Source organism: Chelatococcus asaccharovorans (genome assembly GCF_003201475.1).
GTDB lineage: Bacteria > Pseudomonadota > Alphaproteobacteria > Rhizobiales > Beijerinckiaceae > Chelatococcus > Chelatococcus asaccharovorans.
This window is the reverse complement of record NZ_QJJK01000008.1, coordinates 19,178-41,195: the sequence shown is the minus strand read 5'-3', so window position 1 is coordinate 41,195 and position 22,018 is coordinate 19,178. Positions and strand designations below refer to the sequence as shown.

General features: G+C 65.2%; 26 protein-coding genes. 18 read left to right on the top strand and 8 right to left on the bottom strand.

Translation table 11 applies throughout. The annotated features are described in order from the left end of the window. Positions 1 to 421 precede the first annotated feature (421 nt). Positions 422 to 850, top strand: a complete 429-nt coding sequence (locus C7450_RS19155) for a Ros/MucR family transcriptional regulator (RefSeq protein WP_110376072.1) — start codon at positions 422 to 424, stop codon at positions 848 to 850. 324 nt (positions 851 to 1,174) lie between these two features. Then, on the top strand, positions 1,175 to 2,026 hold the full coding sequence (locus C7450_RS19150) for a DUF6456 domain-containing protein (RefSeq protein WP_110376071.1): 852 nt from the start codon (positions 1,175 to 1,177) through the stop codon (positions 2,024 to 2,026). A gap of 157 nt (positions 2,027 to 2,183) precedes the next feature. On the opposite strand, the gene C7450_RS19145 is transcribed toward C7450_RS19150, so the two are convergent. Together C7450_RS19145 and C7450_RS19140 are read right to left on the bottom strand one after the other, a co-directional pair. Beyond that, the gene (locus C7450_RS19145) at positions 2,184 to 2,621 is read right to left on the bottom strand and encodes a SufE family protein (RefSeq protein WP_110376070.1); all 438 of its coding nucleotides are present in this window, start codon (positions 2,619 to 2,621) and stop codon (positions 2,184 to 2,186) included. Between the two features lie 188 nt (positions 2,622 to 2,809). Further along, on the bottom strand, positions 2,810 to 3,136 hold the full coding sequence (locus tag C7450_RS19140) for a hypothetical protein (protein ID WP_110376069.1): 327 nt from the start codon (positions 3,134 to 3,136) through the stop codon (positions 2,810 to 2,812). A 269-nt stretch (positions 3,137 to 3,405) separates the two neighbouring features. Here C7450_RS19140 and C7450_RS19135 point away from each other — a divergent pair, with 269 nt between their 5' ends. The 4 genes from C7450_RS19135 (at position 3,406) to C7450_RS33620 (ending at position 6,924) form a co-directional block, all read left to right on the top strand. Beyond that, entirely contained in the window at positions 3,406 to 5,229 is a 1,824-nt protein-coding gene (locus tag C7450_RS19135; RefSeq protein ID WP_170147324.1) for a PAS domain-containing sensor histidine kinase, read from the top strand. Positions 5,230 to 5,389: 160 nt separating this feature from the next. After that, a complete protein-coding gene (locus C7450_RS19130) occupies positions 5,390 to 6,001 on the top strand; it encodes a peptidoglycan-binding domain-containing protein (RefSeq protein ID WP_170147323.1) in 612 nt (203 codons plus the stop codon). A gap of 20 nt (positions 6,002 to 6,021) precedes the next feature. After that, positions 6,022 to 6,363 carry a DUF1491 family protein gene (locus tag C7450_RS19125; protein ID WP_110376066.1) on the top strand — a complete coding sequence of 114 codons (342 nt, stop codon included), beginning with the start codon at positions 6,022 to 6,024 and terminating at the stop codon, positions 6,361 to 6,363. A 342-nt stretch (positions 6,364 to 6,705) separates the two neighbouring features. Further along, positions 6,706 to 6,924, top strand: coding sequence for a hypothetical protein (locus C7450_RS33620; RefSeq protein WP_146227400.1), 219 nt, complete (start codon positions 6,706 to 6,708; stop codon positions 6,922 to 6,924). A gap of 72 nt (positions 6,925 to 6,996) precedes the next feature. On the opposite strand, the gene C7450_RS19115 is transcribed toward C7450_RS33620, so the two are convergent. From C7450_RS19115 to C7450_RS19105, 3 genes are all read right to left on the bottom strand, one after another. Beyond that, positions 6,997 to 7,563, bottom strand: coding sequence for a DUF1254 domain-containing protein (locus tag C7450_RS19115; protein ID WP_110376064.1), 567 nt, complete (start codon positions 7,561 to 7,563; stop codon positions 6,997 to 6,999). After that, a complete protein-coding gene (locus C7450_RS19110) occupies positions 7,563 to 8,138 on the bottom strand; it encodes a DUF1214 domain-containing protein (protein WP_170147322.1) in 576 nt (191 codons plus the stop codon). The genes C7450_RS19115 and C7450_RS19110 overlap by 1 nt, the downstream gene beginning before the upstream one ends. Positions 8,139 to 8,348: 210 nt before the next feature. Continuing rightward, positions 8,349 to 10,499 (bottom strand): transglycosylase domain-containing protein, encoded by a 2,151-nt coding sequence (locus tag C7450_RS19105; RefSeq protein WP_342588527.1) that lies wholly within the window; start codon positions 10,497 to 10,499, stop codon positions 8,349 to 8,351. Between the two features lie 306 nt (positions 10,500 to 10,805). Between C7450_RS19105 and C7450_RS19100 the strand changes: the two genes are divergently transcribed. Beyond that, complete coding sequence (locus tag C7450_RS19100) at positions 10,806 to 11,306, top strand: YcgN family cysteine cluster protein (protein WP_210206486.1); 501 nt, start codon at positions 10,806 to 10,808, stop codon at positions 11,304 to 11,306. A 154-nt stretch (positions 11,307 to 11,460) separates the two neighbouring features. Here C7450_RS19100 and C7450_RS19095 read toward each other — a convergent pair whose 3' ends face one another. Together C7450_RS19095 and C7450_RS19090 are read right to left on the bottom strand one after the other, a co-directional pair. Further along, complete coding sequence (locus C7450_RS19095; protein WP_110376060.1) at positions 11,461 to 12,135, bottom strand: L,D-transpeptidase; 675 nt, start codon at positions 12,133 to 12,135, stop codon at positions 11,461 to 11,463. 459 nt (positions 12,136 to 12,594) lie between these two features. Then, complete coding sequence (locus C7450_RS19090) at positions 12,595 to 13,389, bottom strand: DUF3800 domain-containing protein (RefSeq protein WP_170147321.1); 795 nt, start codon at positions 13,387 to 13,389, stop codon at positions 12,595 to 12,597. Positions 13,390 to 13,676: 287 nt separating this feature from the next. Between C7450_RS19090 and C7450_RS19085 the strand changes: the two genes are divergently transcribed. From C7450_RS19085 to C7450_RS19060, 7 genes are read left to right on the top strand one after another with little or no spacing between them, the layout of a single operon-like run. Next, positions 13,677 to 14,378: a hypothetical protein gene (locus tag C7450_RS19085; protein WP_110376058.1), complete on the top strand. Its 702-nt coding sequence runs from the start codon at positions 13,677 to 13,679 to the stop codon at positions 14,376 to 14,378. Continuing rightward, on the top strand, positions 14,350 to 15,636 hold the full coding sequence (locus C7450_RS19080; RefSeq protein ID WP_110376057.1) for a DNA-packaging protein: 1,287 nt from the start codon (positions 14,350 to 14,352) through the stop codon (positions 15,634 to 15,636). Before C7450_RS19085 ends, C7450_RS19080 begins: the two co-directional genes overlap by 29 nt. A gap of 48 nt (positions 15,637 to 15,684) precedes the next feature. Then, a complete protein-coding gene (locus C7450_RS19075) occupies positions 15,685 to 16,881 on the top strand; it encodes a phage portal protein (RefSeq protein WP_110376056.1) in 1,197 nt (398 codons plus the stop codon). A gap of 17 nt (positions 16,882 to 16,898) precedes the next feature. Further along, positions 16,899 to 17,150 (top strand): hypothetical protein, encoded by a 252-nt coding sequence (locus tag C7450_RS19070; protein ID WP_170147318.1) that lies wholly within the window; start codon positions 16,899 to 16,901, stop codon positions 17,148 to 17,150. Continuing rightward, positions 17,150 to 17,299, top strand: coding sequence for a hypothetical protein (locus C7450_RS34650; RefSeq protein ID WP_245449938.1), 150 nt, complete (start codon positions 17,150 to 17,152; stop codon positions 17,297 to 17,299). The genes C7450_RS19070 and C7450_RS34650 overlap by 1 nt, the downstream gene beginning before the upstream one ends. 8 nt (positions 17,300 to 17,307) lie before the next feature. After that, positions 17,308 to 17,889, top strand: a complete 582-nt coding sequence (locus C7450_RS19065) for an HK97 family phage prohead protease (protein ID WP_245449936.1) — start codon at positions 17,308 to 17,310, stop codon at positions 17,887 to 17,889. Beyond that, positions 17,874 to 19,133 carry a phage major capsid protein gene (locus C7450_RS19060; protein WP_110376054.1) on the top strand — a complete coding sequence of 420 codons (1,260 nt, stop codon included), beginning with the start codon at positions 17,874 to 17,876 and terminating at the stop codon, positions 19,131 to 19,133. The genes C7450_RS19065 and C7450_RS19060 overlap by 16 nt, the downstream gene beginning before the upstream one ends. 6 nt (positions 19,134 to 19,139) lie before the next feature. On the opposite strand, the gene C7450_RS19055 is transcribed toward C7450_RS19060, so the two are convergent. Continuing rightward, on the bottom strand, positions 19,140 to 20,090 hold the full coding sequence (locus C7450_RS19055; protein ID WP_110376053.1) for a S1 family peptidase: 951 nt from the start codon (positions 20,088 to 20,090) through the stop codon (positions 19,140 to 19,142). A 104-nt stretch (positions 20,091 to 20,194) separates the two neighbouring features. Here C7450_RS19055 and C7450_RS19050 point away from each other — a divergent pair, with 104 nt between their 5' ends. From C7450_RS19050 to C7450_RS19035, 4 genes are all read left to right on the top strand, one after another. After that, the gene (locus C7450_RS19050; RefSeq protein WP_110376052.1) at positions 20,195 to 20,758 is read left to right on the top strand and encodes a head-tail connector protein; all 564 of its coding nucleotides are present in this window, start codon (positions 20,195 to 20,197) and stop codon (positions 20,756 to 20,758) included. Between the two features lie 19 nt (positions 20,759 to 20,777). Beyond that, the gene (locus C7450_RS19045; RefSeq protein WP_170147319.1) at positions 20,778 to 21,089 is read left to right on the top strand and encodes a head-tail adaptor protein; all 312 of its coding nucleotides are present in this window, start codon (positions 20,778 to 20,780) and stop codon (positions 21,087 to 21,089) included. Then, the gene (locus tag C7450_RS19040; RefSeq protein ID WP_110376050.1) at positions 21,086 to 21,538 is read left to right on the top strand and encodes a DUF3168 domain-containing protein; all 453 of its coding nucleotides are present in this window, start codon (positions 21,086 to 21,088) and stop codon (positions 21,536 to 21,538) included. The genes C7450_RS19045 and C7450_RS19040 overlap by 4 nt, the downstream gene beginning before the upstream one ends. Before the next feature lie 67 nt (positions 21,539 to 21,605). Next, complete coding sequence (locus C7450_RS19035) at positions 21,606 to 22,016, top strand: phage major tail protein, TP901-1 family (RefSeq protein ID WP_110376049.1); 411 nt, start codon at positions 21,606 to 21,608, stop codon at positions 22,014 to 22,016. Positions 22,017 to 22,018: the final 2 nt, after the last annotated feature.

Genomic DNA, 22,018 nt, shown 5'->3' with positions numbered 1-22,018 from the left:
CCGCCGGAGTTTGGCAGGCTGGAGCGCTTCGGGGCACGCCATACCAATGTATTGCGGCAAGGATGGCTGCGGATGCCATGCCGCCCGCCGGCGCGAATAGGGCAATGAAGGCGGGACGCACGCGAGCAATACGCTCTGCCTGGGGCGGAGAGATATATCGCGTCCGAGCTTTTCCAATTTATTGTTTAGTTTAAAGCGGCTTATCGCCGAAAACTACGAATTCATATATAGATAATCTGATCGATAATATATGTATGAAATGTTTTATTGCATTGATTTTGCAAGTATTATCCAATAATTACTTGGCGTACCGTGACGTGCTTGGATGCGCCGCCGCTGCGGTGATTTTCAAGTCGCTTATCGCGTGGGGCCGCCACAAATCGCTGGCAGGGACTGGGGTGGAAAGGGGAAACAACCTGTGATGAACGATGCCGGTACCAATCCCAACTATGTCGAACTCACGGCTGACATCGTGTCGGCCTATGTAAGCAACAACACTATTTCGCCCAGTGAACTGGCTGTGATCATCGGCGATGTGCATGCCGCTTTGGCACGCGTTATCGACGCTCCGTCGGAAGATCCGATTGAAGCGCCGAAACCGGCCGTCGCCATCAAGAAATCGATAACGCCGGATTTTATCATTTGTCTTGAGGATGGAAAGAAGTTCAAGTCGCTCAAGCGCCATCTTCGCACGCAGTATGATATCACGCCGGAGCAATACCGCGAAAAATGGGGGCTGCCCGCCGACTATCCGATGGTTGCACCCAATTATGCCAAGGCACGTTCGCAACTTGCCAAGGATATGGGGCTCGGCCAGCAGCGGCGGAAACGGCGCGGCGGGCGCGGATAGCCGTCATCGCCAATCCCAGGATGCGCCTGATGAAGGACGGCGACGACAATCCCGTTCCCATGGTTCTTCCTGCGGTTTGTCCCGTGCCCCTGTCTGAGGGAAGATGGTAGGTGGCGGGTTTGCCACCCTCCGACGTCTTCTCTCGGGCGAAGGTAAAGTCTGCCTCTCGGCGTCGGCCTCTCGGTCGGCGCCTTTTTTGTTGCAATTTTTAAAATAGGAATATATTCATAATATCTCACGATTGGTTGCCCGTAAGCGGTTGGCCGTACCGCCGCCGGGGAGATTATCCGATAGAACATATCATGAACATTGTTGGGATGCACGATGCGAATTGATGATCGAGCGAACGGAACGGGGCAACTCACCGGGGCGGCGATGCGCCTGCTCACCCATCTCGCGACGAAAGGCGCCGGCGCCCGTCAGCTCGCGGAGATGCCGGATGACATCACCCTCTTCATGGACCGCAAAGGCGTGACACTCGGCGCCGGCCGCCTCCCTCTTGCTGCGGCCGGCATGCTTGTCGCGCATGATCTCGCGCGCTGGGAGGGGGCAGGGCCCCGGCGTGCGCTCGGCATCACGCCGGCTGGCGTGGCGCATCTCCGCAGGCGGGCCGCAGAGCCGGAGGCCCGTTTCATCAGCCAGCACCTCGATACCGCCGAAAGGACACTGGAGGTCGAAGGCGCCCGCCAGACGGTGCGTGTCGACGAGGGGGAAAGTCCGCTCGCCTGGCTCCGGGCGCGTCGCGACCGCAACGGGCAGCCTTTTGTCGATGCGGTTTGTTTCGAGGCCGGCGAGCGGCTGCGCGCGGATCTGACGATCGCCCAGCTCGTGCCCAAGGTCACCATGCATTGGACGGCCGGGCCCGCTGGGCAGGGCGGGCATGGCCCGGCCGCTGCCACCGATACGATGATCGCCGCGCGGCAGCGCGCCCGACGCGCCCTTCAGGCCGTCGGTTCGGATTTTGCCGGCCTTCTCATGGATGTCTGCGGCTTTCTGAAGGGCCTGGAGACCATTGAGCGCGAGCGCGGCTGGCCTCCGCGCTCCGGCAAGGTCATCCTGAAACTGGCCCTGAGGCGGCTGGCCGAGGTCTATGGTCTCTCGGCCGAGGCGCGGGGAAAGGCGGCGTCCGGCGCCATACGCCGCTGGCATGCGCCCATCGATCGCATGGAGGCTTGATACCGGCGTGCGATGAGCGCGACTCATGGCACGCTGGTCAAGCCCGCGCGGCGTCTGAGCGTCGCCAAAGCGCGGATGCGTCAGCATCTTCGCGCTTTGATATGAGGGCTTCTCGAGGGCTGGCGGCCTCGGGCGGGGGGCTGTTCGGGGGCTCTTCTCAGCCTGTCGCTTCGGCCAGGGCGGCGCGCGCGTCGGCCTTGATTCGGTCGACCATGGAGCGCAGGCCGTTGGAGCGCTGCGGCGTCAGATGATCACCGAGCCCGAGCGTCTTGAACAGTCCGAGCGCATCGGTTTCGATGATGCTGCTTGCCGTGCGGCCGGAAAAGATCGCAAAGGCGAGCGCGACAAGGCCACGGACGATGTGGGCGTCGCTGTCGCCGCGGAAATTCACCACTGTCTCGCCGTCGGCGTTGCGCGCTATGGTCGTCTCCAGCCAGACCTGGCTCGCGCAGCCGCGCACCTTGTTGGCATCGGTGCGCGCTGCGTCCGGCAACGGCTCGAGCATGCGTCCGAGCTCGATGAGGTAGCGGTAACGATCATCCCAATCGTCGAGGAACTCGAAATTGTCGAGTATCTCGTCGAGCGGCGGCTGCATGCAACTATCCTTGGTTCAGGTTTCCGATTGAGACCCTTGGCGGACGGCACCGGCTACAAGGCGCGATCCGTCGCAGGGATCAGAGCTGATATGGGCTCATTCTGCAAAAAGGGCCAGAGCGCTCTCGCCTGTCCCTGTGCAAGCGATGGCCTTTTTTCCGATGCGCGCGGGTCTGAACGGAAAGCCGTTCATTTCGGCGGTGTCTTGGTCTCGCCGCTGGTCTGCGTGGAAATCAGCGCATCGATCAGGCGGCGACGGGTCGCCGCGTCCAGTGAATTCAGGAGGCGTGCGGCCTGTTCGGCAGTGGTTGCGAGTGGGAGGCGGTCATCCGCGCGCGTGGGGCGGGGCTGCAGGATGCCCGCCAGGCCGGCCTTCCCGACGCTGCCGGTTATCGCGGCATCGGACACGGCGGCGGCTGCGGCACCGGAGTGCCGTGCATCGTGGTCCTGCTCGTGGACAGGCGAGAACCAGTAGATCGCCGCGATGCAGAGCGCGCAGCGCCAAAAGAAGCTCATGAGAAATCGCTCACGTCATGTCTCCAGGCGGGCGGGAATGCCGGTCTCTTCAGGGCCCGATTGCTATGCCTCAAGCCGGGCGCGCGGTCGCAGGTCTCGATCCGCGCGTCCTGAGCAGGGGTTAACGCGTCGACGCGTTTATCCCGGAAGCATGCAAAGCGTTTCTTAGCGTTCGTTTAAGCCGCACCTGCGATTGTGGGGACTCAATGGACAGGGGCACGCCTATCGCGCGTGTAACGACCGTGACCGCCTTGATGTCAGCATTGTCGATGCGTCAACGTTTGGCCAGCCTCATTCATCCCTCCGTCGGGGAGGATGAGGACGAGCGCGCGCGTCACGAGCATTTTATCGTCACGCGCCTCATCGTCGCCTTCGTCGCCCTGGCCGCGCTGCCGCTTTACCTCGCGGTCTTCGGGGTGCCGTCGCTGGCCCAGCTCCTCGTGTTGATTTTCCTCGCGGCGCCGATCGGTGCCGTTGTGCTTTTGTCGCAGACCGGTCGGCTCGACGTGGCCTATGGCCTGTCGTCGGCGTCCTTTGCATTGCTTGTTCTGGTGCTGGCCACCGCTTCCGGCGGCACCACCTCGCCGGCGCTGATCTGCCTCGTGGCCCTGCCGGTGGAAGCGCTGCTCTCCGGCTCGACACGGCTCGTGCTCGCCTCGAGCTTCATGGGCGTTGTCGCGGCCTTCAGCGTGGCGCTCCTGCAGGCGCTCGGTCTCATCCAGGCCGGTGGCGTGCAGCCGGGCCTGATGATGCCGCTCTGCGCCTCGGCGGCGATCGGCTATGTGGCGACCCAGGCGCTCGCGGTTTGCCGGCGGGAGGCCAAGGACCGCGCGGTCATCGCCCAGCATGATGCGCGGGACCAGGTGGTTCTGGAGACCATCGGCGATCTCGTGACCTGGCACGATCGCAGCGGCTCGGTCGTCTTCGTGAGTTCGGCCGCCGAGGCCTTGACCGGCCTCAGCGCGCGGCGGCTCTATGGGCGCGGCCTGTTCGATCTCGTGCATATTGCCGACCGTCCGGCTTTCATCAAGACGCTCACGGATGCCGTGTTCTGTCCGGGGCCGCTCAATGTGCAGTTCCGGCTCAACGTGACCTCGCGGCACGGCGAGGCCGGGGCGGGATCGGCAGGGTTCATCTGGGTGGAGATGAACGTCAAGCGCGCCGAGGATTCCGTCGGTGACCTCCTGGACGACACCTACGCAGTGGTCGCGGTGACGCGCGACATCACGCGGCTTAAGCAGCATGAGGCGGAGCTCGACGAAGCCCTCGCCCAGGCCGAGAGCGCCAACGAAGCCAAGAGCCGCTTCCTGGCAACGGTCAGTCACGAGCTGCGCACGCCGCTCAACGCGATCATCGGCTTCTCGGAGATTCTCGCCAGCCCCGCGCTGTCGCCGCATGATCAGGCGCGACAGCGCGAATATGCGATGATCGTGCAGAATTCCGGCCGCCATCTCCTGGAGATGGTGAATATGCTGCTCGATATGTCACGGATCGAGGCCGGCAATTTCGAGATCGAGCTGGAGCCCTTCGATGCGAGCGCTCTTCTCGACGATTGCTGCGATCTCATGCAATTGAAGGCAAAGGACGCCCAGATCACCCTCAAGCGGCAATTCGAGCGCAACGATCATGTCCTCGTGGCTGACCAGCGCGCCTGCCGGCAGGTCGTTCTCAATCTCATCGCCAATGCGGTCAAATTCACCCCGCCCGGCGGCGAAGTCTGCGTGAGCGCGAAGGTTGAGGGCGAGCGCTTCGTGCTGACCGTCGCGGATACCGGCATCGGCATTGCGGAAGAGGATATTCCGCGGCTCGGCGCGCCGTTCTTCCAGGCACGCTCCTCCTACGACCGGCCCTACGAAGGCACGGGGCTTGGATTGTCCGTGGTCAACGGGCTCGTATCGCTGCACCATGGGACGATCAAAATCGCGAGCGTGGCCGGTGAAGGCACGACTGTCACAGTGTCTTTGCCGCAAGACTGTCGTGCTGTGCCAGAGATCACGCCCTCGCGCCAACGACTTGATATCGGGCTGACCATGCCCTGGACCAACCGTCCCAAGGACGACCGTGAAAAAGAGGCTGTGAGGCGTCGTGCGTGAAGTTCTAGCTCGTTCTGATCACGATTTCAGGGTCTACGACAGCCCCCCGGCAAAATCGCGGGGCCAATCTGGCGGCCAGACGCGCCGCGGGCGCGGGAAGGCGGCGAAAACGACTCAGCCGCGATCGATCCTCGCGGTGGCCGCCGGCGCGATGCGTCCCGTGGCCATCTTCAAGGTCGTGGCGATGCCGCTTGTCCGGCGGCCTGCAACGGCGCTGACCGCCTTGTTGATGACAAGTTGCGCGGCCTTCATCATCGTCAACGCGCTGGCCCTGCAGCCCGGGCAGCATCCGGCCCCTCTATTCGGTTCCGATCGGGGGCGCGCCGCGTCGCATACCGCCCCGCAGCCTGTGCATGCGGAGACGCCCGTCGCGCCTTCGCCACCGCCCCAGCAGGTCGCGGCACCCGCTCCGCCGGCTGTCGTCCTGCCTCCGAGCCGGCCCGAGCGCGCCGCCCCCGCGTCGCGTGAGGTGGCGGCAGTACAGCCGCCCGCGCGTCCCGATCTCATCGGCGAGCTCATTCGCGGCGGGCCGGCCTCGACAGGCTCAACGAACCCGGCGCCAGCAGCGCCCCAGGCATCGCTTGTGCTGCTCAACGCCCAGAAAGCCCTGCTCAAGATTGGCTATGTCATCAAACCCGATGGATTGATGGGGCCGGCCACGCAGAAGGCGATCGAGGTCTTCGAGAAGGACCATGGCCTGCCGCCGACCGGCGAGCTCGGTCCGCGTACGCTTCAGGCGCTTGCCGCCGCGAGCGGCATGCCGGTCGAGTAGCGCAGGTCGGGAGCACGGCCATGCGGCTGCGATCTGACTTCTGGGTTTCCGCCTATATCAGGCGCTGTTCCGTCGAGGGCGCCTACGCCGTGCTGCGCCGTCGCGGAGCGGCCGAGGCCGGTGCCGTCTTCGTCAAGGTCGACGCCCTCGATGGCACCTGCGCGCTTTATGGACCGGCCCCGCAGAGCCTGACGGGTGACCAGCCCGAGGAGCGCTTCTTTCTCCAGGTTCCGTTGGATGACGCAAGCCCGCTCGCCGCGGAAGAGAAGCTGCGCCGAGAGATCGCTTTCGATTCCGATCTGTGGATCGTCGAGGTTGAAGACCGGCAGGCCCGCCACTTCCTGACGCTGGCCAGGGAGTAGCCAACGCGCCTGAGGTCGCTAGTACGCCTGGCGCGAAAGTCCGGATGAAAGATGTTCAACAGCGCTCATTCTCGATCGACGCGCGTTTCGGGGAAGCTGATCAACACATCATCCCCGTCTCCGCGCAGATGTTCCCGCAGGCGGATGGTTTAAGTCTGTTGATTCGCAACGACTATTCTAGGGCAGGGGCCCGTGGGTCGGCAGTTGCAGAGCGTGGGTGCAATTTCTGATTGTATTTTTGCAGGCTGTGTCACCTGCATTTAAGGAACATTTAACCATGCCGTACGATTCCTAAAGAGGATCGGACGCAACCCGTTTCCGGGTCGCTGTACGGAGGCCGCGATGGATGAAATTGCCGGTACTCGGTTGGGGCAAGTTGTTCAGTTGAGAGAACAGGCCGCATTCAAGCTTCGGATGCGTCGCCCGGCAGTGAAGCCCGACAAACCCGCTCAGCTCTTGCTGTTCATGGGCGTCCACTATGAGCGGCATGAGAACAGCAGCCAGAAGCTGCAGCCGCGCGACAAGAAGACCGCACCCCATCGCAATACAAATGCGCGCTGATCGCTGGACCCGTCGCTGCGGCGCGTCTCCTCGGTTCTGTCCCGGAGCAAATCCGTACGAGACGGACTTGGCCTAAAGCTGCGCTTCGGACGGCTGCGGTGTACAGGCGAGGCTCGTCGCGGCCTTTCTGGCATCTGCCATTTCGGTGGGAAATGCTGCGAGCACGCGAATGACGACGAGACCTCGGGTTTCCGCCGTGACAAGCCGCAAGACGTTGGTTGTCGCGTCCTCGCTATCCGCGACGAATTCGTCGAAATAAGCCTGCGACATCAGCGTGAGCTTGACCTGGCCGCGGGTTGCAGCCTGATCGGTGACGGCATAGAGCACCTCCCCGCCGCGGGCATGAACGGACAACGACGCGAAACTCGCATCGAGCTTGGCCGAGGCGATCATGGGGCCCTTGCTGAGATCGAATGAGCATGCGGCGACCGCAACGGCTGGATCGGGCTGTGGCAATGGTGGGCGGCCCTCCGTGCCGGGGAAGAGCAGGTCGCTCGCGCCGCTCGCCGTTCCGAAGCGGGCGTAGGCATTCCGCTCCGCCAGATGGGGAATGGCAAAGATCGTCAGAATATGCACCGCGGCGCCGAGAAGAAGTCCCGCAATCAAAGTGAGCATGAACGAGCTGAGAATGCGGCCCATCAGCAAGCCGTCCGTTTCAAGGTGGGAAGACTGATAGTGCTGATGGAGCCGGCCGTAGGAGAGAGGGCGGTGTCGTAGAGCCGCAGGACCACAGTGAAGGCCCGGGTGGGGGGCAGGGGAAGCCAGTCCCCGGCGGTTGCCTCACGCGCGAGATTGATGCTGATGCTGCCGTCCGCCGAATGTGTCAGCTCGCGCGACGTAAATCCGTTGCGCTGTAACGGGTTGTCAGCCAATTCGCCATGGGCGTCATAGACCGTCAGCGTCCAGGCGCGCGCACGCGGCGGATGGCCCGACAAGGAATAGCGACAGGTGCTGTCGAGCGGCCGGCCGGCTTCGTCCGTGCGGGCGGTGAACGCAAAGCCCTCTCCGGATGCCAACGGGATGCGGGCCGAGCGTGCGAGAGTGGCAAGCGCGTAAGGGTCGATCTTGATCGAACCGAGATCCGGCCACGTGACCCATTGGTCGGCCTGGACGGCTCCGAAGGCCGGGTCCCCCCTCACGACGAAATAGGCCGAACCGAGCCCGGTGGCGGCGCCTATGGCGAAGATCAGGGGCAGGGCAAGAAATGAGCGCACGGGTATGGACGTGTCAGCGGCAAGCGAATCGGGAACGGGATGGAGCGAACCAGCCCCCGTCATCAAGATGGGAGGGCGCCGCGAGCGTCAACCCCGGCCGCACCGGCACGATGGCGTAATCCCTGCACGCTGATGGGCTCGTGGAGTTGGCTTGACCGCACGTGATCGTGCGGTTCGGCTGCGACCGAAGGAAAACCACCAAAAGCGAGATCAGGGCATCGCGACAGGGGTGGCGGCGGCACCGAAATCGCCCGCCCCTTTGGACATGCGCGCTCCGGCGGCCCTTTGCCTCGGCCCGGCCGCCTTGATGAGATCGGTCACGTCGTTCAGCGCCTCGTAGGACCGGCGCGAAAGCGTCATGGGGCCGCCGCGCCCGCTCTCGGCGGCAGGCGGCGTATTGGCGGCAACGGGCTTCTCGGCGGCGCCGGGTTTCACGTCGATCCCGAGAAGCGGCTTCTGCTCGGTGCCGACAAGGATGGGCGCCATCGCATCGTGCCAGATCTGCGCCGGAAGAACGCCGCCGGTCAGATTGCGCGTTGACGTATAGTCGTCATTGCCGAGCCACACGCTTGCGACCAGATTGCCGGTAAAGCCGACGAACCAGGCGTCACGATAAGCATTGGTCGTGCCGGTCTTGCCGGCGACGACGAGGCCGGGCAGGCGGGCCCGGCCGCCCGTGCCGCCTTCCACCACCCGATGCAGCATGAAATTCATGTCCGCGATCACCGATGGCGCGATGATCTGCTGGGGCGGGGCCTCGCTGTCGTGCCGCCAGATCACCTCGCCGCGCCCGTTGCGCACTTCGATGGCGCTGTAGGGCTTGGCGCGTTTGCCGCCATTGGCGAACACGGCATAGCCCGACGCCATGTCGAGAACGGTGACCACACCGGCGCCGATCGGCAGGGAGGGCGTGTCCTCGAGATTGGTGGTGAGCCCCATGCGGTGGCTCATCTCGATGATCTTGGCGCGGCCGATCTTGGCATTGCCCTTGCCGAGCGCGAGCGACATCCGGACCGGGATCGTGTTGATGGATTTGGCGAGCGCGGTCACCAGCGGCATCGAGCCGCTATACGAGCGGCCGTAATTGTTCGGGCACCAGTTGCCGATACACACGGGCGCGTCGGTGACGATCGTATTGGGCTTGTACAGCCCGGCTTCGAGTGCCGTGGTATAGACGAACGGCTTGTAGGACGAGCCGGGCTGGCGGAGCGCATTGGTGGCGCGATTGAACTGGCTCGCGCCGTAGTCGCGCCCGCCGACCATGGCGCGTACGTTGCCATCAGGCTCGAGCACGGCCATCGCCCCCTGGCTGGCGTTGAAGCGCTTGCCGTCCCGGCGCAGGTTTTCCTCCATTGCGCTCTCAGCGCTGTGCTGGACGAAGATGTCGAGGCCCGTCTTGACCGTGAGAACACGCTCCTGGCCGAACGCGCCTTCGTCCGCCAGCCGTTTCACCTCTTCGAAAGCCCAGTCGAGATAGTAATCGGGGCTGACCTCCCGGCGCCGGTCGATCGGCGTTGCCGGGTTGCGCCGGGCCATCTCGGCCTGGCCCTCGCTCAGCACATTCGCGGCCACCATGTTGCTCAGCACGTCCGAGGCGCGGGCGCGCGCCGCCGGCAGATTGACGTGGGGGGCGAATTTCGAGGGCGCCTTGAACAGCCCCGCCAGCATGGCAGCCTCGGGCAGCGTCAGATCCTTGACCGACTTGCCGAAATAGAACTCGGTCGCGGCAACGATGCCGAAGGTGCTGCCGCCCATATAGGCACGATCGAGATAGAGCTTGAGGATCTCGTTCTTGGTCAGCCGCGATTCCAGCCAGAGCGCGAGGAACGCCTCCTTGACCTTGCGTTCCAGCGAGCGCTCGTTGTTCAGGAAGAGATTCTTGGCCAATTGCTGGGTAATCGAGGAGCCGCCCTGCACAACCCCCTCGGCGCGCGCATTGGCGGAGGCGGCGCGGAACGTGCCGATGACATCGATGCCGAAATGGTCATAGAAGCGCCTGTCCTCGGTCGCGAGCACGGCCTTGATGAAGACGTCCGGTATATCCTGGATCGCCAGCGTGTCGTCATGGAGGATGCCGCGCTTGCCGATCTCGTTGCCGTAGCGGTCGAGGAAGGTGACGGCGAGCTCGGGGCGCTTCAGCCAGTCCTCGCTTGTTTCCCGGAAGGCGGGAATGGCGAGGGCCACCAGCACGACACCACCGGCGAGCCCAAGCGTCAGGCCTTCACAGGCCAATTCATTGGCGATGCGGGCGATGCCGCGGACGCGGAGCCGGTCGGAATAGGCGCAGATGCGCAGCCAAACCTCGTTGAAATCGCGGCTGGCATCGTAGAGGCTCGAATCCACCTTCGAGTCGAAAGCCAAAGCTCGACGTCTCAGGCGCTTCCAGAACGAGGCTCCACGGAACGATAGCACGCCAACCGCCCTAATGTTTGCTATTACCGATACATAAGATGGTCACGATAGCGCTTATCAACATCATGCACGACGCAAAAGACGGCCATATTAATGCGATAAGCGCTCCTTCGTCTGGATGCGCTTTGCCGGACCAGCGTGATCCGTTATGCGACGGATATCTTTCGCATCCCTTGCATCATTTGTGTGTCTCACAAGGTATTATGGTAAATGGCGCCGCCTGAACGCAAAGACAAACTCTGCGGTAAAGAGTCGATGAAATCGGAGCACGAAGGGGCGGCCGAATTGCCGTTCTGGAAAACCAAAACGCTCGCGGAGATGAACGGGTCTGAGTGGGAGTCGTTATGCGACGGCTGCGGGCGCTGCTGCCTGGTCAAGCTTGAGGATGAGGACACCGGTGCGATCCATTTCACCGATATTGCCTGCCGGCTTCTCGATACCGAGAGTTGCCGCTGCCGCGACTATCCCAACCGCCAGGCCTTCGTCCATGACTGCATCCGCCTGACGGTCGAGGAGGTCGAGCGGCTCTCCTGGCTGCCGCCCACCTGTGCCTACCGTCTCGTACGCGAGGGCGCGGATCTCTATTGGTGGCATCCGCTGGTTTCAGGAGATCCCGACACGGTTCATATGGCGGGTGTTTCGCTGCGAGGGCGGTCTGTGACGAGCGAGGAGGACCTCCCGGAGGAGGATTTCCCGGACAGGATCGTCAGCTGGCCGAACAGGGTGCCGAAGGGGGCCCGTCGGCGCGCGGCATAAGACGCGGCCAGGACCATCCCGGGGCTGGGGCCGATCGACGTTCAGCTGGAGGACGCCCTGTCGGCCGCCTCATCCCCGGCGGCCTTTGGACCTCGCCGGGGATGACGCTGAAGTTCGCGAGCTGTGCCAACTTCGGCGTTCTGGCCGAAGTGTTTTAGCCCTCGGCCATCAGCGCGGGATCGCTGCGCAGCACGACGACCTTGGTCCCGGTGGGGACGCGCGAATACAGGTCGATGATGTCCTGGTTGATCAGCCGGATGCAGCCTGACGAGACCGCCTGGCCGATCGTCCAGGGCTCGTTGGTGCCGTGGATGCGATAGAGCGTGTCGCGGTCGCCCTGGTAGAGGTAGAGGGCGCGTGCGCCAAGCGGGTTCTCGGGGCCGCCGGGCATGCCACCGGCATACTTCCGCAATTCGGGCTGACGCTTGATCATTTCACTGGGCGGGGTCCAGGTCGGCCATTGCGCCTTGCGCCGCACCTGCGCATTGCCGTTCCAGCCAAAGCCCTCACGGCCCACGCCGATGCCGTAGCGCATGGCGCGGCCATTGGGGCGCACGAGATAGAGGAAACGCTCGTTCGGATCGACCACAATCGTTCCCGGCTGCTGCCGCGTATCATAGGCAACCTCGCGGCGCAGGAATTCCGGGTCGACTTCCGATAGATCGACGGCGGGAATGGGGAAACGTTCGTTGTCGATGGCGGCGTACATCCGTTCGAAGGATGGATCATAGGCCGGTCCCACCTCCACTGGAATCGAGGGACGCGAAACGCAACCGCCAAGGGCCACAAGCCCGCCGCCCATCACCATACGCCGTGTCAAACCATCCATAATCGACCTCTGTCGGGGAAATTGCGGAACCGTTCAGAATACGGTCCCTGATACATTGAGCACTAAGGCCAAAAGTTCCTTGAACGTGACCGTACTGCGGCAAATGCCGCTCACGGGTCTGTGAAGCGTGCTGTTTGGCAACAGGTGTGACCTGAACAACGCAGTTCCGCGCATCGATGAACGCGCGATGGAGTCATATTCCTATAATAGGAAAATTATCCTTGACAGCGCGACGCTGTCGGGGTAAGGTTCATCCATGCTCCAGAATTGCGTTCGAGCGCGATAGCGGGCCGCCGGCGCCCGACGCGAGCCCGTTCTCTAATCCTTCAGGTTCGTGCGGAACCGATGTCTGCCCATGTCGCCGGCCGACCGGGCTGCACAGCGGGGCGTGCGAAGTCTTTCACACGCCACCTCCGCCTGCCACACGCGCCGCGAAAATGCCCATGTGCGAAGGCCCCGCTAACCCCAGTGCTGGGCTCCGCTGTCCTGCCACCAAAAGCAAGCGTAGTTGGCAGGACTGGACTTTAGCTTACCGAAGACGGCTGGGTGCGCAAAATCACCAAACAATGCCTCTAATCGTCGCTGGCTGCGTTCGGCACCTCGGAAATGCCGCTGAAAAACAAACGCGCAGGCGTCGGCAATTTGAAGCAGTGGCTCGTCTTCTTTAGCCGCAAAATTCGGTGGCCCCTTTATCTTGGCAATCGGAAGACCCGGGCGCACCTGTCGCAGGTGATCGGGGAACCACCGCTTGAGGAGTTCCTCTTGGTTATAAAGGCGATGTATTGCTTTGATAGCGCGTCTAGCCTCTTCGCGCTGCTCGGCTACTAGCATGGCGACTTCATTCTCGCCGGCCCGGTTTTTCATAAACCAATCTGCGGCTTGAATACACTCGCCATAAGCTAACGCGTGAACGACTTTCGATTCGCGCGCCAAATTGGCGTCACGCTCCGCGGGTTTCGCAAAAAAGCCCATAACTAAAGGGATATTCAGTTCACGCGGTAAAGCAATCAACCGGTCGAGCAAAGCCCATCTATCTTCATCTGGCCACTCTCGACGGAATCTACCGCCGTGTTCCAAGTCAGTTGCGTGGAAAATGAAGCGCTCACGAAATTTCTCGGGAACTTCCACCTTCAGCGCTTCAATCCGATCAGCCAGATTTCGCCACTGAAGGTCTGGATCAAGGATCAGACCCGCCACAATCGCGACCGGCTCGTTTCTTGAATGCCCAGTTTCGTCCACGAAGATGACGCGCACAATTTCGTTCCATGAGGGGGCGGCCGAAAAGACGAGGACGCGCTCCAAGTGGTTGATGTAATACCCACTGATATCAATAGCGTTTTGGGCGTGCAAAGGATAATTTTAGGAAAATTATCCTTGACCGCGCACGGCTACCCCTCGAACGCAATTCTGCAGCATGAATGAACCTTACTCCGACATAATGCCGGGGTTCGAAATGCGATCCCGGCTCTTCCCATTGTCGTCTGAACAGCGGCCGCTTCGCCGGCTTCCAGAAGTTGCTCCAGCGTTGACAGGACAGTTTCATGGCCTCACCGACTGCGGACGAGGTGGCGGACATGCGCCGCCGCCGCGCCGAAGGCGCATCCATCGCCAGTATCATGATCGCCACCGGATGGGGGCGGACCGCCGTCAGGAATGCTCTTGATGCCACGCCTGCCGAGCCGGTCGATATCCCGGGCCAGGCCATCCCATCGGCCAGGGCAACAACCTCTGCCAAGGCAAAAGCCTCTTCGAAGGCAAAAGCCGGCGTCAAGCCAAGAGCCGGCGTCAAGTCAAGCGCGGAGGCCGGGCCTGGTTCAGGCCACAGGACGCCGCCGAGGCCAAAGACGAAAGCCCGCGGCACATCCGCATCGCGGCGGGCGGCATCTGCCAAGGTCGCAAGTGATGCAGAGGCTATGGCCGCATCCGGAGGCGCGCGGAGGGGCGCTCTCGTCGCGCGCCTCTGGCGGACGGCGGACGCCCAGGTGCGCGAGGTCGAGCGGCGCCTGCGGCAAGGGGAGGGCGAGCCGGGGGATCGCGAAAAGGATGCGCGCACCTTGGCCGTCGTGGTGAAGACATTGCGCGACCTTCTCGCCCTGGAGACTGGCCAGCAGCCGACTGACGCCTCGGCGCCGAAGGAGGAGGACGATGTCCGTGACCTCGACGATTTCCGACGCGAGCTTGCGGACCGCATTGATCGACTGCGCCGCGCGCGGGATGCTGACCCCTCTGCTGGCGAGTTGTGACGGCAGGCTGCTCGAATGGCTGAAGCATCACTGGCCGTTCTTTGCACGGCCTGATCAATTGCCGCCTGAGGGCGGCTGCGACGACTGGACCGTCTGGCTGGTGCTCGGCGGCCGCGGGGCGGGCAAGACCCGCACCGGGGCGGAATGGGTGCGCGGCATGGCCTTGGGCTATCCGCCCTTCGCCACCGCACCGGCCGGCCGCATCGCGCTTGTCGGCGAGACCGCGGCCGATGTCCGCGATGTGATGATCGAGGGCGTTTCCGGCCTTCTCGCCATCCATCCCAAACAGGAACGGCCGACGTGGATACCCACGCGGCGACGGCTGGAATGGCCGAATGGCGCTGTGGCGCAGGCCTTCTCCGCCGAAGATCCCGAGCAATTGCGCGGGCCGCAGTTCGAGGCGGCCTGGGCTGACGAGCTCTCAAAATGGCGCCATGCGCAGGAGACCTGGGATATGCTGCAATTTGGACTGCGCCTGGGCACCCGCCCGCGGCAGGTGGTGACGACGACGCCTCGCCCCATCCCCCTCCTGAAGAAGCTGATGGGCGAGCCACGCACCGCGCTGTCGCGGGCGGCGACCCGCGCCAATGCCTTCCATCTGGCGCCGGCCTTCCTCGACACCATTGTCGGCCGCTATCAAGGGACGCGCCTCGGCCGGCAGGAGCTTGACGGCGAAATCGTCGAGGAACGCGCCGACGCTCTCTGGAACAGGGAGATGATCGAAGCCGGGCGCGCCGACAGGGCGCCGGCGCTCACCCGCATCGTCGTCGCGGTTGATCCGCCGGCCTCCTCCGGCAGGCGGGCCGACGCCTGCGGCATCGTCGCGGCCGGCATCGACGCCTGCGGTCAGATTTTCGTGCTCGAGGACGCGACCCGCGAACGCGCGCGCCCTGCCGAATGGGCCGCGGGAGCCATCGCTCTCTATCGCCGGTTGGAGGCCGATGCTCTGGTTGTCGAGGTGAACCAGGGCGGCGAGATGGTCGGCGCCATCATGCGCGAAGTCGATCCCGCCGTGCCCGTCACGCCCGTGCGCGCCACACGCGGCAAATATCTCCGCGCCGAGCCGGTCGCAGCCCTCTATGAGCAAGGACGTGTCCGCCATGTGGGTGCGCTCCCGGCGCTGGAAGATGAAATGGCCGATTTCGGCCCGGGCGGCTTGTCCTCCGGGCGTTCGCCCGATCGTCTCGATGCTCTTGTCTGGGCGGTGACGGCGCTTGCCCTGACAGGGCAGAGCGAGCCGCGCGTACGCCGCCTCTGACCGCGCCGCCGCGGTTTTTCAAGGACAGCCTTACCGAAAGCACCGTTCATGCAGAACTTTCTCACCCGCCTCATCGGGCGCGCGGTGAACGCGCCGTCGCGTCCTGAAGGGGCCGCACCGCCTGAGGCCAAGGCCTCGCGGGTCGGGCCGCTCGTCGCCCTCTACCAGATGGGCAAGCCGGTGTGGACGCCACGCGACTACGGGGCGCTGGCGCGCGAGGGGTTTCAGCGCAACGCCGTCGTCCATCGCTGCGTCCGGCTGATCGCCGAAGCCGCCGCCTCGGTGCCCTGGCTCGCCTATGACGGACGCCGCGAGCTCGATGATCACCCGCTGCTGGCGCTCCTCGCCCGGCCCAACCCCCGCGAGGCGGGCGCCGCCTTTCTCGAATCCGTCTACGGCCATCTCCAGGTGGCCGGCAACGCCTATCTCGAAGTGGTGGCCCTGGACGGCGAGCCGCGTGAGCTTTTTGCGCTGAGGCCGGACCGCATGCGTGTGGTGCCGGGCGCCGACGGCTGGCCCGAGGCCTTTGACTACACCATCGGCGGCGGCACGGTGCGTTTCCGCCAGGATGAACCTCTGCCGCCCATCCTGCATCTCAGCCTGTTCAATCCGGTCGACGACCATTACGGGCTGTCGCCGATGGAGGCAGCGGCGACCGCGCTCGACATCCACAACGCGGCGGGGGCCTGGAACAAGGCGCTGCTCGACAACGCGGCGCGGCCGTCAGGCGCACTGGTCTATGCCGGGCCGCAAGGCACCAATCTGACGGACGCTCAGTTCGAGCGGTTGAAGGCCGAGCTCGATGACCAGTTCCAGGGCGCGGCCAACGCCGGCCGCCCCCTCCTGCTCGACGGCGGGCTCGACTGGAAACAACTGTCGCTGTCGCCCAAGGACATGGACTTCATCGAGGCGAAGGCCGCCGCGGCGCGCGAGATCGCGCTCGCCTTCGGCGTGCCGCCGCTGATGCTCGGCCTGCCCGGGGACAGCACTTATGCCAATTTTGCCGAGGCCAACCGTGCCTTCTGGCGCCAGGCCGTCATCCCGCTCGTCAAGCGTACGGCGCAGAGCGTCGCGCAATGGCTTGGGCCTGCCTATAGGCCCGGGCTGACGCTCATCCCCGATCTCGACGGCATCGAGGCCTTGTCCAGCGAGCGGGAGGCCCTGTGGCGGCGCGTTGCCGCGGCCGATTTCCTGGATCGCGACGAGAAGCGGGCAGCGACGGGCTACGGCGCGGCGAAACGCTGAACCGTCGGAGGCCTGTCATGGCCAGCATCATCGAGACTTTCATCGCGCGGGGTGATCTCGCGCATCTCGCCCTCTTTCTGTGGGCGAGCGGCGCCTCGACTTTCCTCGCCCTCATCCTGCGCGAGCTCAGCGCCGCGAACCGGCGGTTCGATGCCTTCGTCGGTGAGCTCGCCCGTTTCAACCTTCGCCATTCGGCCGAGCCTCACAGCGGGGCCTGCACCGAAGCCCCGGTCGAGCCGACCACTGAAGCCAGCAAGGAGACCCATTGATGAGTGCCTCACCTGTGCGGCCGGACCGCCCGGCTCCACGACCTGCCCGCCGGCAGCTCAAGCCGGACGAGGCGATCGCCACCTTCGTGCGTATTCTCGAACAGCTGGAGGCGGGATTGCGCCGGCAGGCGACCCGGGCCGGCCGGTGAAGTCGATCTTGCACGCAGCGCCCGCGGTGAAACTGCTCGCGGCTGCTCAAGCACCCGGTCTGTTCGAGGGCTACGCCAGCCTTTTCGGCGTCCCCGACCTCGGCCGCGACGTGGTGGAGCGCGGGGCGTTCCGCGACAGTCTCGGCCGTCGCGGCGCCCAGGGGGTCAAGCTTCTCTGGCAGCACGATCCGGGCGAGCCGATCGGCCGCTGGCTTGCCGTGGGCGAGGACGCACGCGGATTGAAGGTGCGCGGACAACTCAACCTCGCCGTGGCGCGAGCCCGTGAGATCCATGCGCTGATGCGCGATGGCGCGGTGGACGGCCTCTCGATCGGCTTTCGCGTCGAACGGGCGCGGACCGATCCGCGGGATGGTTTGCGCCACATCGCCCGGCTCGATCTGTGGGAAATCTCCCTCGTCACCTTCCCGATGCTGCCCGGCGCCCGCGTCGGCAGCGTCAAGCGTGGCCCGTTGCCAAGGGCGATCGCAGACACCCGCCCGCCTGATCTTGCCGCCGTCATCCGCGCGGCCTCGACGCGGCTTTCCGCCTCTCTGAATTCACAAGGAACGATTGCATGCATACGGATCTGACCGCACCCGAAACGAAAGCCGCAGGCGCCGAAGTCGCGGCCGCCTTCGCCGATTTCGCCACGACCTTCGAGGCGTTCCGCGAGACCAACGACAGTCGGCTCAGCGAGATCGAAGGCCGCCTCGGCGTTGATGTGGTGACGGAGGAGAAGCTCGGCCGCATCGACCAGGCGCTGGACGAGACCAAGCGCCGGCTCGACCGTTTGACGCTGGCCGCGCGACGCCCGGCGCTCGGCGCGCCTGCGGCGGGAGAGGGCGTCGAGGACGCGGCGGCGCAGGAGCACAAGGTTGCCTTCACCGGCTATATGAAATCCGGCGAGGCGGGCGGCCTCAAGGCGTTGGAATCGAAGGCCCTGTCGGCCGGCTCCGGCCCCGACGGGGGCTATCTCGTGCCGACCAATGTCGAGCGCGAGGTGCTGCGGCGTCTCGCCACGATCTCGCCGATCCGTGCCATTGCGGCGAACCGCGTCATTTCCGGTGGCCTCTACAAGCGTGCCTTCTCGACGACCGGGCCGGCGTCCGGCTGGGTGGCTGAGACGGCCGCGCGGCCGCAGACCGCGTCGCCGGGCCTGGCAGAGCTGAATTTCCCGGCAATGGAGCTCTATGCCATGCCGGCGGCCACCCAGACGCTGCTCGACGATGCCGTCGTCGATATCGAGCAGTGGCTCGCGGACGAGGTGGAAACGGTCTTCGCCGAGCAGGAGGGCACAGCCTTCGTGACCGGCGATGGCACCAACAAGCCGAAGGGCTTCCTGGCCTATGACACGGTTGCCGATGCAAGCTGGATCTGGGGCAAGCTCGGCACGGTGTCGACCGGTGTCGATGCGGCCTTCGCGGCGAGCAATCCCTCCGACATCCTGATCGATCTGATCTATGCGCTGAAGGCCGGCTATCGCCAGAATGCGACCTTCGTGATGAACCGCAAGACGCAGAGCGCGATCCGCAAATTCAAGGACAGCCAGGGCAATTATCTCTGGCAGCCGCCGGCCTCAGCCGGACAGTCCGCGACCTTGATGTCCTTCCCCGTCGTCGAGGCCGAGGACATGCCGGATATCGCGGCGGGCAGCCTGTCGATCGCCTTCGGCGACTTCCGGCGTGGCTATCTCGTGGTGGACCGCGCGGGCGTCCGCGTCCTGCGCGATCCCTTCTCGTCGAAGCCCTATGTGCTGTTCTACACCACCAAGCGTGTGGGTGGCGGCGTGCAGGATTTCGCGGCCATCAAGCTCCTGAAATTCGCCGCGAGCTGACGCGGTTCATTCCCCAACCCAGCTTGCGCGTCGGCCCCAGCCCGCCAGCGTCCTGTCGATGAAGGCGCGCTGCGGGCCGACGAGCACGCCCTGGCTGATGAGGCCGCATTCCTGCTTGCCCGGCCCTTTCGACCAGGTGCTGATGGCGACGATCCCTCCCGAGCCAAGGGCGATCGGTCCGCCGGAGTCCCCCCGGCAAACGCCGGCACCAGCGGTCTTGCCGCGCCCGGCGGGGTCTGCCGCCCAGATGAGGATATGGCTTGGCCCATAGGGCTCCACGGCCACCAGTGACGCGGTGCGGAAGGTCCCGCTCGAGGCGCCGTCCCCCTCGCGGGCGACCCCCCAGCCGCCGAGAACGAGCGATGTCCCCGCCGCGGGAGAGCGCTGGGAGGCGACGAGGCTTGCCGTGGTGAAACGCGCCGGCAGCGGCGCGGGCAGGCGCACGAGCGCTAGATCGATCGAGCGTTGGCGCGTCCGGATCGCGTTCGGGACATAGCCGGGATGGACGGCGATGGTGCGCGGCTCGATGAGGACGGGCTCGCCCCGCTCGCGGAAATGCACGCGGAAGGCGTCTGCGCCGGTCACGCAATGCGCGGCCGTCAGAACCGCATCGGGCGCAACCACAACCGCCGAGCAGACGCTGCCGCGCGAGCCGAGCACCATCACGCTCGCATCGGCGAGCGGCCCGCCGCTTCCGGTCGCGCCGACCACCGCGTCGGCGGGGCGCGCGATCGCGGACAATCCCGCCGCGAGGGCGATCGTCAAAGCCGTCTTCGCCAACACTGTTCTGGGCAAGGCCGCCTTGAGCAAGGCGCGCTGCGCCACCCCTGCGGCGGCGATGCGGCAGGTGGGGCTCGGCTGTCGCTCGGCGCTCAGCTGTCGCTCAGCGCTCAGCTGTCGCTTGGCGCCTTGCTCACGCTTGGCGCTTTGCTCACGCTTGGCGCTCGTCTGAAACATGCGGCTGCTCCCTCCCGGCGCGCCCACGCTTAAGGGTCGGTGCCGCTGAAGGGAAGTGTCGATTTGGCAACGCACGATCCCCGAGATTCTGCAAGGAGCCGTGAATGACTGCGACATTGATCGAGGGGCCGGCGCAGGAGCCCGTCTCGCTCGCTGATATGAAAACCTATCTGCGCGTCTGCGAGGATGGCGAAGACGATCTGATCGCCTCGCTGATCACTGCGGCGCGCGCCGCGATCGAGACTGCCACAGGCCGCCTGATGATGCGCCAGACCTGGCGGCTCGTGCTGGATCGCTGGCCGCCGGGCCGCATGCTGCGTGTGCCGCTCGGTCCGTTGCTTGGGCTCGCGGCAGCCCGTGTCGCCGACGCCGGCGGCAGTCTGCAGACCGTGCCGCCCGGCTATTTCGTCGTGGACGTGCTTTCCGGCGCCGGCCGCATCGGACTTGGCCCGGATGTGCCGACGCCTGGCGTCGCCACCAATGGGATCGAGCTCGACCTCGTCGTCGGCTATGGCGCCGACCCCGAGCGCGTGCCGATGCCGATGCGCCAGGCGCTCCGCCAGCTCGCGGCGGGCTGGTACGAGCGCCGGGGCGATTCGGCCGCCGCCGCCTCTCTGCCGGCCGAGGTCGCGGCTTTGCTCGCGCCCTATCGCCCGATGAGGCTCTGAGATGGCGGATATCGGCAGGATGAGCCGCCCCCTTACGTTGGAGAGAGCGGTCGATACGCCGGATGATGTCGGTGGCTTCACGCGGCGCTGGTGCAGAATTGCCCGGCTATGGGCGGCCGTGGAGCGGTCGCAGGCCATCTCGAGCGAGCGGGATCGCAGCGACCGCCGCGAACTCGCCATGACCTATCGCGTGACGCTGCGCTGGCGCGGCGACGTCACCGGCAACTGCCGGTTTCGTGACGGCAGACGCCTGTTGGCCGTCCTGAGTGCGGCAGACCCCGACGGTCGGCGGCGCCGGCTCGTCTGCGTCGTCGAGGAGGTGACACCATGAGCGATCCCGTGGGTGATCCGACGCCGGCTGAACTGGCGAGCCCTGTGCTCGCCTTGCGCCGCGCGATCGTCACCTGTATCGCGGCCGATGCCGACCTCACCGGTCTTCTCGGCGGCGCCCGCATCCACGATGCGGTCCCGCGTGCCGCCACGGGGGTCTTCGTGGTGTTCGGCGAGGTCCGCTGCCGCGACTGGTCGACCATGACGGACCGCGGCCACGAGCAGGACATCAGCCTGACGGTCTGGTCGAAGACGGGGGGCGCACGGCCGGCACTCGCCGCCGCGGCGCGCATCGAGCGACTGCTGCATGACGCGTCCCTTCCGCTCGAGGGGCATCGCCTGATCAATCTCCGCTTCACGTCATCGGAGACACGCCGCGACGAGCGCGCCGACCTCGCCCGCGTGACCGTGCGGCTGCGCGCCGTGACCGAATGTCTCGCTGGTCCCTGATCCCCGAAATTCCGATCCCCGAATTGCCCATCCCCCAAAAAACTCCCATGCGTGAGGACGATTGAACATGAGCGCCCAGAAAGGCAAGGACCTCCTGCTGAAGGTGGCGGGGGAGCCATCCGGCTTCGTGACCGTGGCCGGCTTGCGCAGCAACCGGCTGGCCTTCAACGCCGAGACCGTGGACATCACCCACCAGCAATCGGCCGGGCGCTGGCGCGAGCTCCTCGCGGGGGCCGGCGTGCGCCGGGCCAGCATCGCGGGCGCCGGCGTCTTCAAGGATGAAGCCTCCGACGAGCGCGTGCGGCAGATCTTCTTCGATGCGCTCATCCTGAGCTGGCAGGTGGTGATCCCGGATTTTGGCGTCATCGAGGGCCCGTTTCAGATCCTCTCGCTCGAATATTCCGGAGAGCACGCGGCGGAAGTCACCTTCACGCTTGCGCTTGAGTCGGCCGGCGCCCTGACCTTCACCGCGTCATGAGG

Coding starts and splice junctions, on each gene's coding strand:
- C7450_RS19075 (WP_110376056.1), top strand. CDS start 15,685: ATGCAGAACTTTCTCACCCGCCTCATCGGGCGCGCGGTGAACGCGCCG.
- C7450_RS19155 (WP_110376072.1), top strand. CDS start 422: ATGAACGATGCCGGTACCAATCCCAACTATGTCGAACTCACGGCTGAC.
- C7450_RS19080 (WP_110376057.1), top strand. CDS start 14,350: ATGCTGACCCCTCTGCTGGCGAGTTGTGACGGCAGGCTGCTCGAATGG.
- C7450_RS19150 (WP_110376071.1), top strand. CDS start 1,175: ATGCGAATTGATGATCGAGCGAACGGAACGGGGCAACTCACCGGGGCG.
- C7450_RS19055 (WP_110376053.1), bottom strand. CDS start 20,090: ATGTTTCAGACGAGCGCCAAGCGTGAGCAAAGCGCCAAGCGTGAGCAA.
- C7450_RS19140 (WP_110376069.1), bottom strand. CDS start 3,136: ATGAGCTTCTTTTGGCGCTGCGCGCTCTGCATCGCGGCGATCTACTGG.
- C7450_RS19050 (WP_110376052.1), top strand. CDS start 20,195: ATGACTGCGACATTGATCGAGGGGCCGGCGCAGGAGCCCGTCTCGCTC.
- C7450_RS19040 (WP_110376050.1), top strand. CDS start 21,086: ATGAGCGATCCCGTGGGTGATCCGACGCCGGCTGAACTGGCGAGCCCT.
- C7450_RS19095 (WP_110376060.1), bottom strand. CDS start 12,135: ATGGATGGTTTGACACGGCGTATGGTGATGGGCGGCGGGCTTGTGGCC.
- C7450_RS19125 (WP_110376066.1), top strand. CDS start 6,022: ATGCGGCTGCGATCTGACTTCTGGGTTTCCGCCTATATCAGGCGCTGT.
- C7450_RS19100 (WP_210206486.1), top strand. CDS start 10,806: ATGAAATCGGAGCACGAAGGGGCGGCCGAATTGCCGTTCTGGAAAACC.
- C7450_RS34650 (WP_245449938.1), top strand. CDS start 17,150: ATGAGTGCCTCACCTGTGCGGCCGGACCGCCCGGCTCCACGACCTGCC.
- C7450_RS19070 (WP_170147318.1), top strand. CDS start 16,899: ATGGCCAGCATCATCGAGACTTTCATCGCGCGGGGTGATCTCGCGCAT.
- C7450_RS19045 (WP_170147319.1), top strand. CDS start 20,778: ATGAGCCGCCCCCTTACGTTGGAGAGAGCGGTCGATACGCCGGATGAT.
- C7450_RS19145 (WP_110376070.1), bottom strand. CDS start 2,621: ATGCAGCCGCCGCTCGACGAGATACTCGACAATTTCGAGTTCCTCGAC.
- C7450_RS33620 (WP_146227400.1), top strand. CDS start 6,706: ATGGATGAAATTGCCGGTACTCGGTTGGGGCAAGTTGTTCAGTTGAGA.
- C7450_RS19115 (WP_110376064.1), bottom strand. CDS start 7,563: ATGGGCCGCATTCTCAGCTCGTTCATGCTCACTTTGATTGCGGGACTT.
- C7450_RS19060 (WP_110376054.1), top strand. CDS start 17,874: ATGCATACGGATCTGACCGCACCCGAAACGAAAGCCGCAGGCGCCGAA.
- C7450_RS19085 (WP_110376058.1), top strand. CDS start 13,677: ATGGCCTCACCGACTGCGGACGAGGTGGCGGACATGCGCCGCCGCCGC.
- C7450_RS19135 (WP_170147324.1), top strand. CDS start 3,406: ATGCGTCAACGTTTGGCCAGCCTCATTCATCCCTCCGTCGGGGAGGAT.
- C7450_RS19035 (WP_110376049.1), top strand. CDS start 21,606: ATGAGCGCCCAGAAAGGCAAGGACCTCCTGCTGAAGGTGGCGGGGGAG.